Source organism: Microbulbifer jejuensis (genome assembly GCF_047289955.1).
Taxonomy (GTDB): Bacteria; Pseudomonadota; Gammaproteobacteria; order Pseudomonadales; family Cellvibrionaceae; genus Microbulbifer.
Genome location: NZ_JBLBUB010000003.1, coordinates 226,221 through 240,678, shown reverse-complemented (window position 1 = coordinate 240,678; position 14,458 = coordinate 226,221). Strand labels below are relative to the sequence as shown.

Genomic DNA, 14,458 nt, shown 5'->3' with positions numbered 1-14,458 from the left:
CAATCTGGCATCTTTGCTCATAGGTCAGTTGCTTGTAGTGTCTCATTGCATAACTCTTGCCGGAGAAAAAGCGAGAAGCCTACGGGCAACTGGCCGCTTTTTCTAGCTCCATTGAGATATGCACTTACAAGTTGAATCTAGGCCTTATTATCCTCCTTGGCATGAAACATCAATGGCGCTGAAGAAAAATCAGTATAAAGACCAAGTTTCTAACATGCCAGGATACTATCTTTGATTAATGTAAGATAATAATACTGCCCGCGAGAATCAGTAAATCTATATTGTTACTCCGTAACTTCTCTAAGCTGTTTCCAGTTTGAATAAGAGCCCCCACTCTTAATGCGAAAGAAATACTCGAATATTGTATCTTATGCAAAATTTTATTCTGACTGTTTAACCAATTTTTGCATAGCTCTTGAAATGTTTAAATTTATCAGTCAGTTGTTCGATCTCTTTTAAATGATGCACAAGCTTTTAATTGCTTTTAGAATTCGTATCGCTTGGTGCGTTTTCTAATGGGTGAAATTTCTTTGGCTGCTCATCGAATCTATAAAAAATGTAGCATATTGGCTGCTGCTCTGAGTGCGCTTCAGGTAAAACTGTTTGCTATGCCCGGCTCACGATCTGGTATCACATAATGTATTATAATGTTTTCAGTCGCATGAAGGATTTTTACAGATCCGTTTTCACTGACAAGCAGTTTTTGTTTCCGGGCAGGCAATTCAGCCTGATGAATATGAGTGATGAGCATTGCCGTATCAGCCAGTCGTTGGTTATTTAATGATTTCAGAATTAATCACAACCATTCTGGCAACGTGGAGATTTTATGGTATTAATCAGAGAAGGTGCCCCGAGTGGTTACTACCGGTTCAGAAGAAACTCCAGAGCGCGCCGTGAATATAACCCTGTACGCTTGTAATCGACATCGATGCCTTATGTGATTCCGAGGAAGAGGGGTTTCTCCTCTTCTCTCCTGTCTTACTAGTGGGTCAATGTTACAGCATTGTCTAACTCTTTAAACATTCAGAATTAGCCCACTCATGCCCGCTGACACCAGAACATGCTCAACATTCCTTACCTGATTAACGGCGCTTCCACGCAACTGCCTCACCCCTTCAACAATGTTATTAACACCGTGTATGTACGCTTCACCAATAAGGCCGCCATTCGGATTAACTGGAATTCGACCATCCAGGGCGATATTCCCTTCACTTACAAAGTTTTTACCTTGTCCGTAATTGCAAAAACCAAAAGCTTCGAGTTGCATTAACACAATCGGTGTAAAGTGGTCATAGAGCATCGCCACCTGAAAATCGCCTGAACTCAAATTCGATTGCCGATATAGTTCTTTGCTCAATAACAGCGCTTCCTTAAATATCGATAACTCTCCATGATAATAATTGGTGACAACTTCAACGCCGTGAGGCACCATTTGCGAGGCGGCCTTTATATTCACTGGTGTTTGCTTTAGCTCGTTCGCCCGATCATTACTGGTTATGACCATGGCAACTCCACCATCACTCTCTTGGCAACAATCAAGTAAACGCAGGGTTGGCTCTATAATCCACTTTGACGCCTGATGTTCTTCCAAGGTAATGGGTTTTTGATAAAACCAGGCTGCAGGGTTTGTTGCTGCATGCTTTCTCATTGTAACGGAGACATGACCAAGATCGACATTACTGACACCATATATATCCATGTACCGCTGTAGGTTCATTGCCATCCAACTGGCCGGCGTCAGTGCACCAAATGGCATACTCCAAGTCATGAAATCAGTACCAGAACCCGGCCCGCCTGCCGTCGTTTGTGCCTGGCCAAAGCGTTGCCCAGAACGTTCATTCATAGCACGCCAAACAACCACCACGTCAGCCAATCCTGCGGTTATTGCCGCCGCTGAGTGTGACACAACACCACAGGCACCACCTCCACCGTGAGGTACTCGAGAGGAAAAACGTAGGTTTTCAATACCAAGCGATCGCACCAGGTCAATGTCTTCATTATTGTCAAGCGTAAACGTACTCATACCATCGACATCTGAAGGCGATAAACCGGAATCATCAAGTGCCTGTTTGATACATTCGCAAGCGAGTTGCAGCTCACTTCTACCAGAGTTTTTTGAAAACTCAGTTTGGCCGATCCCCACAATTGATGCATTCAGCTTAGTCATGGATACCCTCAGCGTCCGATTGCAGTGGGCGAAATTGATGAATAGTCTTACCACCGATTGTCTTTACAAAACAAACCTCAAGTGCCATTCCGGGCTTTAACTCACTAGTCTGGCACTCTATCAAATTACTTAACAAGCGGACACCACCAGATAAATCCACCAGGGCAGTAATTAACGGGTATTCAAACATCGGAATTTGTGGGTGGCGAGGTATGCACCAGCTATATAATACGGCCTTACCGTCTACTGTTATATGGTTGTGCTCAAGGCTATGACAATGGGGGCACATCGGACGCGGTGGGTGCAAGAAGGTTTGGCACTGAGCACATTGTTGAATCTGCAATTCATTGCGATTAAGCGCATCCCAAAAGAACTGGTTTGCAGGGCTCGGTATAGGATCTGGCCGCATCACTTTATTCAGTGCTCTTTTCGATTAATACTTAGTTAAAGATATGCCAACGGGAATCACTGAGCCCATAATATTTTTCCATAATTGCTCCCAACGGCCACTTGTTTGGGTGAGGGCTCTGATCCTTAATACAGCAGCGGCACTGCCATGCTTCCACCTCATGCCGGTATTACATAAACGCCGTTTAACCAGTGTTTTACTGGCAGATTCTGTGGCCCCCGAGCTTATTGGCCAGCTCTGTTTGACCGCTTGGGAATAACGCATAAGCGTATGATTAACCTTTAGATAGCTGATCGCTTGATAATGCTTTTCAATGAGTGAGATTGTTTTTTTTGGTAGCTCAGCTGACTCCAAATAGCATAGTAACCGACGTGCAGCGCCCTGCTTATGTTTCAATCGGTGCAGCCATTCCTCCAGCCATATTTTTCTCTGGGATTCATTTTTGGGAAACAAGGCGTAGGAGACATTCGAAATGTATTCAGATAAATGGTAAAAATCTAAAATCTGAAAAGCGGTATGTTTTTTCAGAAAAGACCAGTTGTCCCGAGTAGCATCTGTGATACCAATGTATTTGACTTCAGGATAAACCACTTTGACCTTCTCAATTCCCTGTTCTAGCTGATCCAGAAAACCCGCTCTGTCATCTTCAGAGACTGATGCCGTGTATATGGTGTGAAGCCGATGTCCGGAATCATCATACAAGCTAATTGTGCCGCATATTGCTTCACGCCATCCGTCATCGCACAGTAGCTTGCAAGTGCCATCAAGGCTGATAGAGATTGCAGATACAGATACATCCAGCTTGGGGAGTTCATACCCGGTTCCCTTATAGGTTTCAGCAAGAGAACCAACGTCATCTGACAACCGCTTGATGTATGAGCGAGCGAGATCTCGATTATGGTTGAGTGCCAGGTCTTCCTCAACAGCCGGGGCAGCCATTTTACTGTATTTCCAAGCCACCATTTTGGCCAGTTTCGGTGTTGCCGAACCCACAATTCTGGCATTAAAGTCAAGCGGTGAAAATGTAGAACCGCCACCACTGCCCTGATACACATCTCTTTTTAGTGAGACAGCCCCATAAGGTGTTTCATAACATTTAGCCACTTGATGCTTATAGGTTAGCTTACGTCCATTGACGATGACAGGCTTACGGCCTGGTATCTCGTAATGCGTCAGAATCTCAGCGGTACCCCGCTTGCCTGCCTCATTAAGGGCTTTTTGAAGATCTTCTTCACTGGCAAGCAGGTTGTCTTGCTGGATGGGAACTTCAATCTGAATGGTTATAGTGTGGCTGTTACGCGAAATTTGTGTTGTGCTCATTGCAGTATCAAGCAGTTGATAGTTATTTTATTGTATTATTCAGAGAGGACACTCACTTTGTTATAACTTGATATAAAATACTTAGCCTTGCTGAATTTTCAGTGGATACATATAAGAGGACTCATCCGAGACAACCTGTTGCTCAAATAACGCTGCCTGACCTGCTTCGTCATATCCCAATTCACTGAGGATCTCTCGAGTTTGCTCGCCGACGATCAATGGTCCACTTTTTGCCAACGCAGGGGTTGCGGAAAAATCATAGGGAACACCGACCTGACCAACCTTGCCAACCACCGGGTGTGGAAAGGATGTCAGCCAGTTGCGGTCCAATAGGAAGGAATCACTCCGCCACATATCACGGCTGAATTTGTTGTCGGCCATCTCGCAGGGAATACCTGCACTGTCGAGTCGGTCAAACCACTCTTTGGCGTTACGAGTTTGAAAACGCTCCATGAGTATTTCAGTCAGTGCCTGATCGTTTTCGCGACGTGCCTGGATACTGGCGAAACGTGTATCGATGTTTAATTCAGGAATTTCAAGCTGCACGAACAACTTTTCCCAATGTTGTTCATCACTGAGTGCTATACAAATATAATCATCCAGGGTCTTGTATAAACGATAGCCTGCACTAAAACCCAGCGCATCGCGTGTCATATAAGGTCGCTGCACGGCGCTGCCGTCTTCTTTCGCAAGAATATGCGAGGCATTAAAGAGGTGGGCATTAATAATGGACGTATCCACAAATTGCCCCTTGCCGGTTTTCTCTCGCTCCAGTAACGCCTGGATAATAGCATTGGCTGCCAGATATCCGTTGCCTGTATCGCCAAGGGTTGTCAGGCTCCAATAGGGCCTTCCACCGTTACCACAGGCACCATCTTCCCATTGTACTCCGGTTAATGCTGAGCCAGTTTGATCATTTCCTGGCAAATTTTCTCTGCGGCTCTTCTCAAACCCTCGTGTATGACAATAAATTAACCTGGGATGGGTCTCCCGTAAGGACGCGTAATCCAGACCTTTGTTCTCAACGGCCTTGTAGCGCATATTGTGAATCACAACATCGGCTTTGGAAATTAACTGCTTGATAATTTCAACACCCTGGGGATCACGCATATTAATGGCGATGCTATCTTTGCCGCGGTTGGCCGACATTGCGATTGCGTTAGAATGCCAATACCAATCGTAAGTGGCATTTACCTTGATAACGCGTGCGCCCAGATCAGATAATAACTGGGCGCCAAACGGACCTGCAATCGCCAGCCCCAAATCAATCACGGTAACGCCCTCGAGCGGCTGCTTTAACAACGCACTGCCAAAGTGGTCGGTCGCCAGCGTTTGCCCATCAGCCTCTTGCCGTACTTGTTCAGTATGCTGTCCAGATGCCGCATAGCCCTGCTTTACATATGCCTTATGGTTTTCCAGAGAGTAAAGGTTACCCACCTGATGTGTAACACCGTATGTTGGATCGTCAATTTTGGCCACACAGCCATCTTGTAAAAACAGCTCATCACTTAAAGCTTCTTCTGGCGAGCGTATTTTTTGGATACATTGTCCGGCTACCTCACCTGCTGCGACCCACTCGTCGGCAGTGAACTTCTTAAAAGCCTCTACCAACTGCGGATAATAGTGGTCAAGCACCAACATGTCGTCCATTGCAGGCATGATCCGATCTGGGTCGTTGCGTGATGACATATCCGGCGCTGGGTCCAATGCGCTACCACGGGAAGCGCCAAGCACAAATCGGGGATTTGGCACCCAATTAATTATCCAGCGGCCATCAGCACATTCAAAATTTCCGCGTGGTGAGCGACTATCATTGATCCATGTGGAAAAATGCGGCGCATCAGGGAATTCTCCATAGCTGTATGCCAGTGTTCCAGCCGTCAGTGCTCCCTGCATCAAACTGGTTTCAACCCACTGGCCAACCCCCGTTTTTTGGCGCACTAAAAGTGCCGCATTAATGCCAGTCATAGCGGCGTAAGCTGCGCCCAGACTGGGCCAATAGGTACCCGTAAAAAGCGGACCATCGCGGTCCTCATGACGAGGACCAACCACACCATCAGGCGCAAATTGAACGTCTGCGAATGGCGCTTCATGCCCTTTTACATGGTATTGCGCGCCAACACGACCACGTTGCTCAAAGTGCAAGCCAAGTTTGGCGGAAACCAGCGCATCGACAGCGGGGCGATCTGAATAAGGGGTATCCCGCCCGTAGCCTGTGATAGAACAGACAACTAATGCTGGGTTAATCCGCTGCAAGGACTCAAAATCCACCCCCAATTTTTTGGCAACACCCGGCGAATAACTCTCGACCAAAACATCTGCGCCCCTAACCAATTGATAAAACAGATCAAGCTCAACAGAATTTCTTAAGTCATAGCAGGCGCAACGTTTACCTCTTTGCCATACATGGTATCCGAGCTGCGACTCTCGATTGGAATCGCCGTCAGGTCCTTCTATCTTGATAACTTCTGCGCCATTGTCAGATAAAACCATAGTGGCCATCGGGCCAGCAATGCCCTGCGACAGGTCGAGAATTTTAATTTTATCGAGTACTCCAGCCATACTCTATTCCTAATATCCTTATCTGTTGTTTTATACGTCTTTTGACAACCATATCACTTTTCGTATAAATTTTGCAACTATTTTACGATTGGTATCACTATTTTTGCTAAAATGACATATGATCGTATCAATGCATCAAAATTAATGCAGCACATAACAACCAAAGGAAGGCCGGGCCCACAGACAAAAAACCTCGACCTTTGCCGGTTTTAGAGTGTTCTCTTTGATTAATACAATAAAACAGTCATCAACTGTCCGACACTGTAATGACCACAGCTCAAATTTCTCATAACAGCCCCACTATAACCATTCAGATTGAAATTTCTGTCCGGAAAGGCAACCTGCTTGCCGAAGAAGACAGTCTTCATAAAGCTCTTGATAGGCATGATTATCAGGGCAGTGGCGGCAGATCTATATCCTCCATGCTTGATTTTAATAGCGGTGTTGTGGGTTGGGCAACGACGAGACCGGCAAAAATGATTGCCCCATCAACTGGGAATGACCTCGAAGGCAATCCGAATCGGAGGCTGATTCGTTTATACATGAAACAGTGGTCGGATGGCGTTGATTTAAATGCTGAAGTCTTTAAGACCGTTGAACGTGAACGCTCCAAACTCGAATCACCCGTATCGTCAATCTCTATCTGCCTTGATGGCACATGCCAGTCGCTATGCGAGAATGGATGGCAGGATGCACTGTGCGCCACAATCACCCTGTATGCTGCGCGCGGGCTGCGGCTTCACACCAACTACACGCCGTCATCTTCTGAATCTGGCACGGCTGGTTCTCGGGATCGGTTTGAACAGAGCCTTGAGAAATTAAAGCGCTTTATCTCGCGGCCATTTACATTGGTTTCGCAAATGGCAGTCGGGACAACAGGTCTTTGCTAAAAAATTACCTCTTTTCAAATTATACAGTTTAATCACATTAGGGGGGTGGTCCTTAGTCAAAGAAGAAGCCGATGGAAGCAGTTATGAGAAAATATTATTGACCCATTGATTCCCAATGGCATATCTTCAATGATGTATTAGGAAGAAAGAATACTCAATTCATTTAATTTGGTCTTTTGTGATTGGCTTTATCTTTAGCACAATCAGTCCACCTTAAAGACAAATATTATTTGTATTTCCAGTAGTTTATGCTTGTGTCAGTACCACTTAGATAAGTCTGGACAACTCTTATATATTCAAGTGCAATGATTATTAAGTTCAAAAAATAAAATACTTAAACACTTATAGCTTAAATGGCAAGTTAGAAAAAGTATGTAAGGTATGTAATTACCATATAGTGGTAATCAAATTAATTTAATTCGCCGCTACAGCGTCTCACTAGGGGAGGGACGTCTCTGGATACTAAATGGGAATAATGGCGCATAATAAAAGGTATAAAGATAAGGATAAATCACGATGCGGAAACTCCATAAACCACAAAATTTAAATATCAATTATATTCGTGAGAGTGACAAGGTCAGTTCTTTCGTATCTCCTTGGTATAACCCCACTGTATTTTATCTTGCAATGAGTGCTGCCGCGGTCAATGCTCAGAGTAATGAAGAGATAAATAATAAACATATGGCCATGGAAGAGGTAATCGTCACTTCGCAAAGAATAGAGGAGAACATCCAAACTGTCCCTATCGCCGTTACCGCGCTTACTGACAAAGCACTAGGAGAATTAAAGATTGAACGCGGGGATGAATTATTAAGAGCAACCCCTAATGTCACCTTCTCCAAAGGTAATTTTAATAGATACAACTTTTCCATCCGTGGCGTCGGTACCAAGTCCTTGTCTGCCAGTTCTGATCCCGCCGTAGCAGTGAGCTTTAACAATACACCGATGCTGCGTAATCGACTATTCGAGCAAGAGTTCTTTGATGTGGACCGGGTAGAGGTACTACGCGGCCCACAGGGGACCCTGTATGGGCGCAACGCCACTGGCGGTGTGGTAAATATGTTACCGCGGTTTCCAACACAGGAATTCGAAGCCGACATTAAATCGGAGGTTGGAAGCCACAACACCAGGCGCATTGGCGGCATGTTCAATCTACCTTTGGGAGACAACTTTGCTGCGCGTTTTTCTGGTGCGATGACCAAACGTGATGGCTATGATTACAACACCGTTACTGGCAACGATGTTAATGACCGAGATCTATTTTCGACAAGGGTCATTTTTGAATGGACACCCACGGAAAAAGTGAGGGCAAATTTAATTTGGCAGCATTTTGAAGAAGATGATAAGCGTTCCCGTACAGGCAAACAACTTTGCACTCGGGATGAAGGGCCTGCTAGTGTTGGAAATCAAGAAATCCCTGATGATAATGAAATTGCACTGCACTTTACTCAAGGTTGTAAGCCGGATTCTCTATTTGCGGATGAAGCCTATGGCGCGCCCAACGCTGATACGCTTGCGAATTATGCTTGGCTAAATCTTGCTGTAGAACTAAAGGGTATTGATAAGAATGGCCGTGCGCAAAGGCTATATGATGCAGATGGAAATCAACTTAGGTTGTTTAATGGAAATAAGCCATATGGCGGCGTTAATCAGTCAAAGGATCTGCGCGAAATTGCGACAAATTACGATCCTAAGTTTAACGCGGAAAACGATTTAATACAGTTAAATATGGAATTTGCTTTGGCTGATACGTTAACGCTGTTTACTCAATCTACTTATGCTAAAGATGATTACCAGAGCATTCAGGATTATAGTCGTTATCAATCCAACCCTATCTTTACCGAAGTGCCTGATGTTGTTTATGATAGAAGGGGCAGAGTGCTTGATATAGTGGAGTTTCCGACAACCTCTGGTGGGGTCTATATGGATCCACAGCTCGGCCCTTCCAGTGGAATAGAGGCAGTGGATTTAAGCCGGTCTGATAGCGAACAATGGAACCATGAGTTGCGTATACAATCGGCTTACGACGGTAATGTTAATTTCTCTTTAGGGGTAAACTATCTAGATTTCGAAACCTCGGATGATTATTTCTTATTTAATAATCTCTATAATGCTATGGCCGAATTCTATTTGCATCAATTTGATGAAGAATGCACTGACGAAGTTGAGGGCCCCTGTATGTATGTGGATAAAAATGATCTGGATAATATAGACGAAGAAGGGCATAACTACTTCTATGGTCCAAACGCCGTTGCGACCCGCTCCTATGCCGCATTCGGTGAGTTCTATTGGCAGCTTTCAGAGGATGTTAAACTCACTACCGGAGTGCGCTATACTGCAGACAGTAAGACGACGACACCTTACCCAACTCAAGTGTTACTGATGGCTGGACCTAATGGTGAAACGGATGAGGTAATTACTGGTGGTACTGTACGTCGTGGCCTGGAAGCTGATCCTGAGGTAGTACAAAGATGGGATGAATTTACCGGTCGTGCAGTATTAGACTGGCAAACAGAAACCCCTTTTACTGACGAGACGATGTTCTATCTGTCTGTTGCCCGCGGTTACAAGGGCGGTGGTACCAATCCGCCACGAATAGGTATTGATCCTGAAATAGCCCAATACCGCGAGGCCAAGAAAACTTTTGACCCGGAATATGTTAATGCGTTTGAATTAGGGACTAAAAATAGCTTGTTAGAGAATAGAATGACACTCAATGCCACAGTTTTCTATTATGATTATAAAAACTACCAGATAGCAAGGATTTCTGATCGCTCTACGATAAACGAAAATTTCGATACCACGTCTTTCGGTTTAGAGTTGGAAACGCTATGGCAGGCTACCCAGAATACTCGATTTAATGCGGCTTTGGGTTATTTGAAAACTCGTGTCGGAAAAGGGGAAAAATCTGTGGATGTAATGAATCGTACCAACGGAAATGAAGACTGGATACTGTTACGTCCTTTTTTTGCATCACCTTCAAGTTGTATCGCACCCACAGCATTGGTTGAGGAAATCCTTTCCGATCTTAAGGATAATCCGTTTGGAAATGCCCATGCGAATCTTTTCACGCTATGTCCAGGCATGAGTGGTGGTCTTGTGCTTGACCCCAAATACAATTACGATCCGCTTGTCGATGCCCCCAATCAAGGTCGTGGCTGGGATGCCGATCTGAGCGGCAACGAACTGCCTAATTCACCCAACTTTACTTTCAACTTTGGCATGGAGCATATTGTTGGGATACAGAACTGGGACTTAAGGCTACGCGCCGACTATTACTATCAAGGAGAAAGCTATGCGCGTGTCTATAATACCGAGTACGACCGTTTAGAGGGTTGGGACAACCTTAATGTTTCGGCGACGCTGGTCCAACCCGAGTGGGATTTACAGGTGGAACTTTACGTCAAAAATGTCTTTGACGATGCACCTATCGTCGATGCCTTTACCAATGCCGATGATGTTGGCCTTAGCACTAACGTGTTTACCCTAGACCCCCGTATTATTGGCTTAAGCGTATATAAAGCTTTTGGTAACTAAAAAACGCCGGCAGCTGTATTTGGACCATAACCGGTCACAGTGCCACTGTATTCATTTTAAACTGGCAGAGTGTTGGCCTACCAGTAGGGCAGGAGGGAAGAATACCCTTCGCCCAGAATCGTATGAGGCGTGGTTATCAATTACGGTCGTACAGGGATGTAGTCACTGTGCATCCTGGAAGAGGGGTATTCTTTCCTTCCGAACCGGTAGTAATTCTTTTTCAGGCTTGTTGATGGTGATCTGAATTTACGCTCTTGTGTTAATGAAGTAGTTAACCGGGAGCGTGATGTTGTGCCGCAGTATTTTACTTAACTAATAAGGAAAAAAATCATGCGTTTGAATAAAATATGCACCGCAGTGTTCTTATCTATCCTCGCCAGTTTGTTTGTCGGGAAGGCTTATGCGGAGACGTGGTCTCCTACTGGCAATGGCAATCTGGATGATATTGATGGTCTAGAGGTGAAAAAAGGAATAATCGAATTGACCTGCAAGCTAACAGGGGAAGTCACTTTAGATGGTTCAAATGCCACTGTTGATAATTTAGTGGTTTATGGTGGCTTCCTAAATATTTGCAATAACAGGGTCATATTAAAAAACATTGATCCTTCGATGGGAACTAGCTTCAATATGGAAGGTATGGCGAGTAATATCGTTACTATAGAAAGTGTCTATGCTGAAGCCCCCATCGGTGGTGACTGCTCTGGTGATTTAACCGGTACCTTTGATCAAGCTACAGGTATACTGACTTTCATCAATGCTACACTCCCTGGTGTTTCTGGTGCGGCGGACTGTGAATTTTCAGGCGAGCTGGCCACATTCCCCGAGGCTTCTTATACTATTCCATAATGAGTAACAAAATTAAGTAACTAATGAGCGTCGTTGGCTGTATGTGCCTGCGGCGTTTTTTATACTCAAGGGTATCTCAATAAACCTAGTTTTTCTTAATTTTATCGCCGTGTGCCTCCATTGTTCGATGTTTATGGGCACTAATAAGTAATTTTTTTAAAGGTACCCTTAATATACTTCAGGGGTTGGTATAAAAATGTTGGAAAAATATCTACACATCACATTCAATACTCAAGTATACCCACTGGAAAACCAGGAAGTTTCAGTATTTACAAAAAAATAGTGTGCCGATAGATTGTTCTACCCTGGTTGTCCGAGGTTCTGTTGTCAGAATTATAATTATCTTGCATTCACAGTAAGAGAGTATTGCGCTAAATTTATTTCTGATGTTGAACGTAAAAGGACTGACCTAAATTTAGCGACTGCCAATTAGACTTGGGCAAGGGGTTTGCGCTTGATGGGATTAAAGTTGCTGCTTAATCACCGCTAGGGCTTGATCGATATCTTCATCCAGTAGTCTCCCTTGCTTCAGGTACACGACTTCGCCACTGGCAGAGAGAACGATAATCGCGGCGCTCTCTTTTTTTAAACCCCACTGCGAACGGATTTTACCGTTATTATCCAATACAAACGTCGTTTTCGGGTGCTTGATTTTATTATGTTTGATCTTACTGGTCACTAGGCGACGAGTACCCCACAGAGTGTCGTCTAAATTAATAATCGTGGTGCTGTGGAGTTTATCGCTTGCAATATTCTCGGCAGTTAGGCGATCTGTAAATGGTTGAATCAACTTATTGGCCGAACTACGACCCGCCATATGTAAAATAAGATTGGCTTTGTCATCACTTAAAGCACTGACATCCCAAGGGCGATAGCGAATAACATGCTCTCTGTTAATGAGTAATTCACCTTTGTCGTTAACCGATGACATGGGTAATGGTTGATTGATTTCCAATGCTGAGAGCCCGTGACTGGTAATGAGGAAAGCACTTAATAGTACTATTTTTATCATTGTATTATCCATTGAATTTTTATTGAATTACCTTGAGGCAAACTTTCTTTTATTTGCTGGGCGCTATTATAAATCTGTTTCAGAATCATCATTTTGGTAGGGTTAATAGCACATTATTATTCTGCGGTTTCGATGATATTGTCAATATGGCATTAGCTATCAAGGCCACGTAGTAATGCTCGGTGGGCGAGCTGAAGCTACAGGTAACGCAATCTCCAATAGTCAGCTGAAGGTGGGGATGCGTTCTGAGAGTGCCCTGCAGTGGGTCTTGATGAAAGTCAAGGTGCAGGGATTATCCACTCGAAAATGGCCAAAGTCAGGGCGGCAGCGGAGTCGATTGCACGGTACTGTTAGTGATGGGTGTAGAAGACTCGGGGAAGCGGAATCTACGCAGTTGCTTTGTATCACTATCAGAAGCTGAGCCCCACTGGAGCGCTTTCTTACAGACATTGGTTAAGCGAAGCTTGCAAGGGATTACAATAATAGCGAGCCATGCACACGCAGGATCGCGTTCAGCGCGTAAGACTAATTTCAGCAGAGTTGTCTGTTCCACGTGTAGCCACACGCTTTCCCTACCAAAGTCGTGCTTACGCCGGGTCTCTACCGTGGCAATAGCAATCACTGAAGCCTGGCAGACTGGAAAAACGTAGCTAACGCAATAAAATTCGGCGATCAGACAAGAAAAATTGAGAGAATGAAAGTTGCTTTATCCGGGGGATTCTAATGACGCTCGGGTACTTGATCTGGCTCAAGGAGGCAAGGAGTTACCCAATTCGGCCAATGATATCATGAGTTTTGGGGTGGTTCATGTGATTGAAATACAGGATTGGGACTGAATGATACGCGCTGACGACGACTATTAAGGAGAGATTTATGCGCGTGTCTACTGTGTCATTGCGCATATTATGGAGCCCCTAATGAAAAAATATCTCGTTTTTAGCTTTTTAACGAGTGTCTCGACAGTTTAGCGGGAATGTACTGTGGGTAAGAACCAGGAGCATAGCGGATAGATACTACCGGGTCATAAGGAAAGAATTTCCCTCTCCCAGGACACGCTGTGAATACACCCTTGTACGCTCGTAATCGGCATCCATGCTTCATACGATCCTGGGAGAAGGGTATTCTTCCCTCCCGCTTTACTAATAGGTTTGACGCTGCAAATCGTACTTTTTTTGTAGAAAAAACCCACTTTTTATGCAACTATAACGTGACGCTTTACCATGGGGGCTTAACCCTTTGGTTGGTGGCTTGTGTTGCAATCACAAATCAATCAGATATGCTGCTTTTTCTTCGAATCATCCAACACCAGATGCAGTTATAATTCATACAATTTTCATGGGATATCAAGCTTGGAGCGTCAAAGAATGATCGTATTAAAACCAGGTACACGTTTAAAAAGCGCTGTTTGCGAGACACAGATCATGCTAGTGAAAGGGAGGGGTGAGCATGATCTTTGTTGCGGAGGCATTGCCATGCAAGCATTGAATGCAATGGGCTCACCCACGACCCAGCTTGATTTTGACTCCCCATTTGCCGCTGGAACACTTATGGGTAAAAGGTATGTCAATAGTGACGGTAGTATAGAAGCTCTTTGTACCAAAGCGGGCCTGGGGAGTTTATCATTGGGCCCCAATCTGGACAACTTATTACAAATAAAGCAGACAGAAGCGCTTCCGGCTTCTGACTGATAACACGCAACGAATCCAGCAATGAAA

Annotated in this window: 9 protein-coding genes and 1 pseudogene; 5 read left to right on the top strand and 5 right to left on the bottom strand. The window is 44.6% G+C overall.

Going from position 1 to position 14,458, the window contains the following annotated elements:
• Positions 1–1,015 precede the first annotated feature (1,015 nt).
• From ACL7TT_RS03370 to ACL7TT_RS03355, 4 genes are all read right to left on the bottom strand, one after another.
• Positions 1,016–2,167: a lipid-transfer protein gene (locus ACL7TT_RS03370; protein WP_299944561.1), complete on the bottom strand. Its 1,152-nt coding sequence runs from the start codon at positions 2,165–2,167 to the stop codon at positions 1,016–1,018.
• The gene (locus ACL7TT_RS03365) at positions 2,160–2,576 is read right to left on the bottom strand and encodes a Zn-ribbon domain-containing OB-fold protein (protein ID WP_366523402.1); all 417 of its coding nucleotides are present in this window, start codon (positions 2,574–2,576) and stop codon (positions 2,160–2,162) included. Before ACL7TT_RS03365 ends, ACL7TT_RS03370 begins: the two co-directional genes overlap by 8 nt.
• 24 nt (positions 2,577–2,600) lie before the next feature.
• Positions 2,601–3,896 carry an ISKra4 family transposase gene (locus ACL7TT_RS03360; RefSeq protein WP_413393164.1) on the bottom strand — a complete coding sequence of 432 codons (1,296 nt, stop codon included), beginning with the start codon at positions 3,894–3,896 and terminating at the stop codon, positions 2,601–2,603.
• An 81-nt stretch (positions 3,897–3,977) separates the two neighbouring features.
• Positions 3,978–6,458, bottom strand: a complete 2,481-nt coding sequence (locus ACL7TT_RS03355; RefSeq protein WP_299944557.1) for a CaiB/BaiF CoA transferase family protein — start codon at positions 6,456–6,458, stop codon at positions 3,978–3,980.
• Between the two features lie 266 nt (positions 6,459–6,724).
• On the opposite strand from ACL7TT_RS03355, the gene ACL7TT_RS03350 reads away from it, so the two are divergent.
• The 3 genes from ACL7TT_RS03350 to ACL7TT_RS03340 all read left to right on the top strand — a co-directional run bounded on the left by ACL7TT_RS03350 (position 6,725) and on the right by ACL7TT_RS03340 (position 11,731).
• On the top strand, positions 6,725–7,348 hold the full coding sequence (locus ACL7TT_RS03350) for a hypothetical protein (RefSeq protein ID WP_413393163.1): 624 nt from the start codon (positions 6,725–6,727) through the stop codon (positions 7,346–7,348).
• A 516-nt stretch (positions 7,349–7,864) separates the two neighbouring features.
• On the top strand, positions 7,865–10,885 hold the full coding sequence (locus tag ACL7TT_RS03345; RefSeq protein ID WP_413393161.1) for a TonB-dependent receptor: 3,021 nt from the start codon (positions 7,865–7,867) through the stop codon (positions 10,883–10,885).
• A 330-nt stretch (positions 10,886–11,215) separates the two neighbouring features.
• A complete protein-coding gene (locus ACL7TT_RS03340; RefSeq protein WP_299944550.1) occupies positions 11,216–11,731 on the top strand; it encodes a hypothetical protein in 516 nt (171 codons plus the stop codon).
• A 463-nt stretch (positions 11,732–12,194) separates the two neighbouring features.
• Here the strand turns inward: ACL7TT_RS03340 and ACL7TT_RS03335 are convergent, their stop codons facing one another.
• Complete coding sequence (locus ACL7TT_RS03335) at positions 12,195–12,743, bottom strand: YtfJ family protein (RefSeq protein ID WP_413393159.1); 549 nt, start codon at positions 12,741–12,743, stop codon at positions 12,195–12,197.
• Between the two features lie 344 nt (positions 12,744–13,087).
• Here ACL7TT_RS03335 and ACL7TT_RS03330 point away from each other — a divergent pair.
• Together ACL7TT_RS03330 and ACL7TT_RS03325 are read left to right on the top strand one after the other, a co-directional pair.
• Positions 13,088–13,393, top strand: a pseudogene (locus tag ACL7TT_RS03330) (transposase); the annotation flags it as partial.
• Positions 13,394–14,107: 714 nt separating this feature from the next.
• Positions 14,108–14,431 (top strand): hypothetical protein, encoded by a 324-nt coding sequence (locus tag ACL7TT_RS03325; protein WP_299944546.1) that lies wholly within the window; start codon positions 14,108–14,110, stop codon positions 14,429–14,431.
• The last annotated feature ends 27 nt before the right edge of the window (positions 14,432–14,458 follow it).

Coding starts and splice junctions, on each gene's coding strand:
- ACL7TT_RS03370 (WP_299944561.1), bottom strand. CDS start 2,167: ATGACTAAGCTGAATGCATCAATTGTGGGGATCGGCCAAACTGAGTTT.
- ACL7TT_RS03365 (WP_366523402.1), bottom strand. CDS start 2,576: ATGCGGCCAGATCCTATACCGAGCCCTGCAAACCAGTTCTTTTGGGAT.
- ACL7TT_RS03360 (WP_413393164.1), bottom strand. CDS start 3,896: ATGAGCACAACACAAATTTCGCGTAACAGCCACACTATAACCATTCAG.
- ACL7TT_RS03355 (WP_299944557.1), bottom strand. CDS start 6,458: ATGGCTGGAGTACTCGATAAAATTAAAATTCTCGACCTGTCGCAGGGC.
- ACL7TT_RS03350 (WP_413393163.1), top strand. CDS start 6,725: ATGACCACAGCTCAAATTTCTCATAACAGCCCCACTATAACCATTCAG.
- ACL7TT_RS03345 (WP_413393161.1), top strand. CDS start 7,865: ATGCGGAAACTCCATAAACCACAAAATTTAAATATCAATTATATTCGT.
- ACL7TT_RS03340 (WP_299944550.1), top strand. CDS start 11,216: ATGCGTTTGAATAAAATATGCACCGCAGTGTTCTTATCTATCCTCGCC.
- ACL7TT_RS03335 (WP_413393159.1), bottom strand. CDS start 12,743: ATGATAAAAATAGTACTATTAAGTGCTTTCCTCATTACCAGTCACGGG.
- ACL7TT_RS03325 (WP_299944546.1), top strand. CDS start 14,108: ATGATCGTATTAAAACCAGGTACACGTTTAAAAAGCGCTGTTTGCGAG.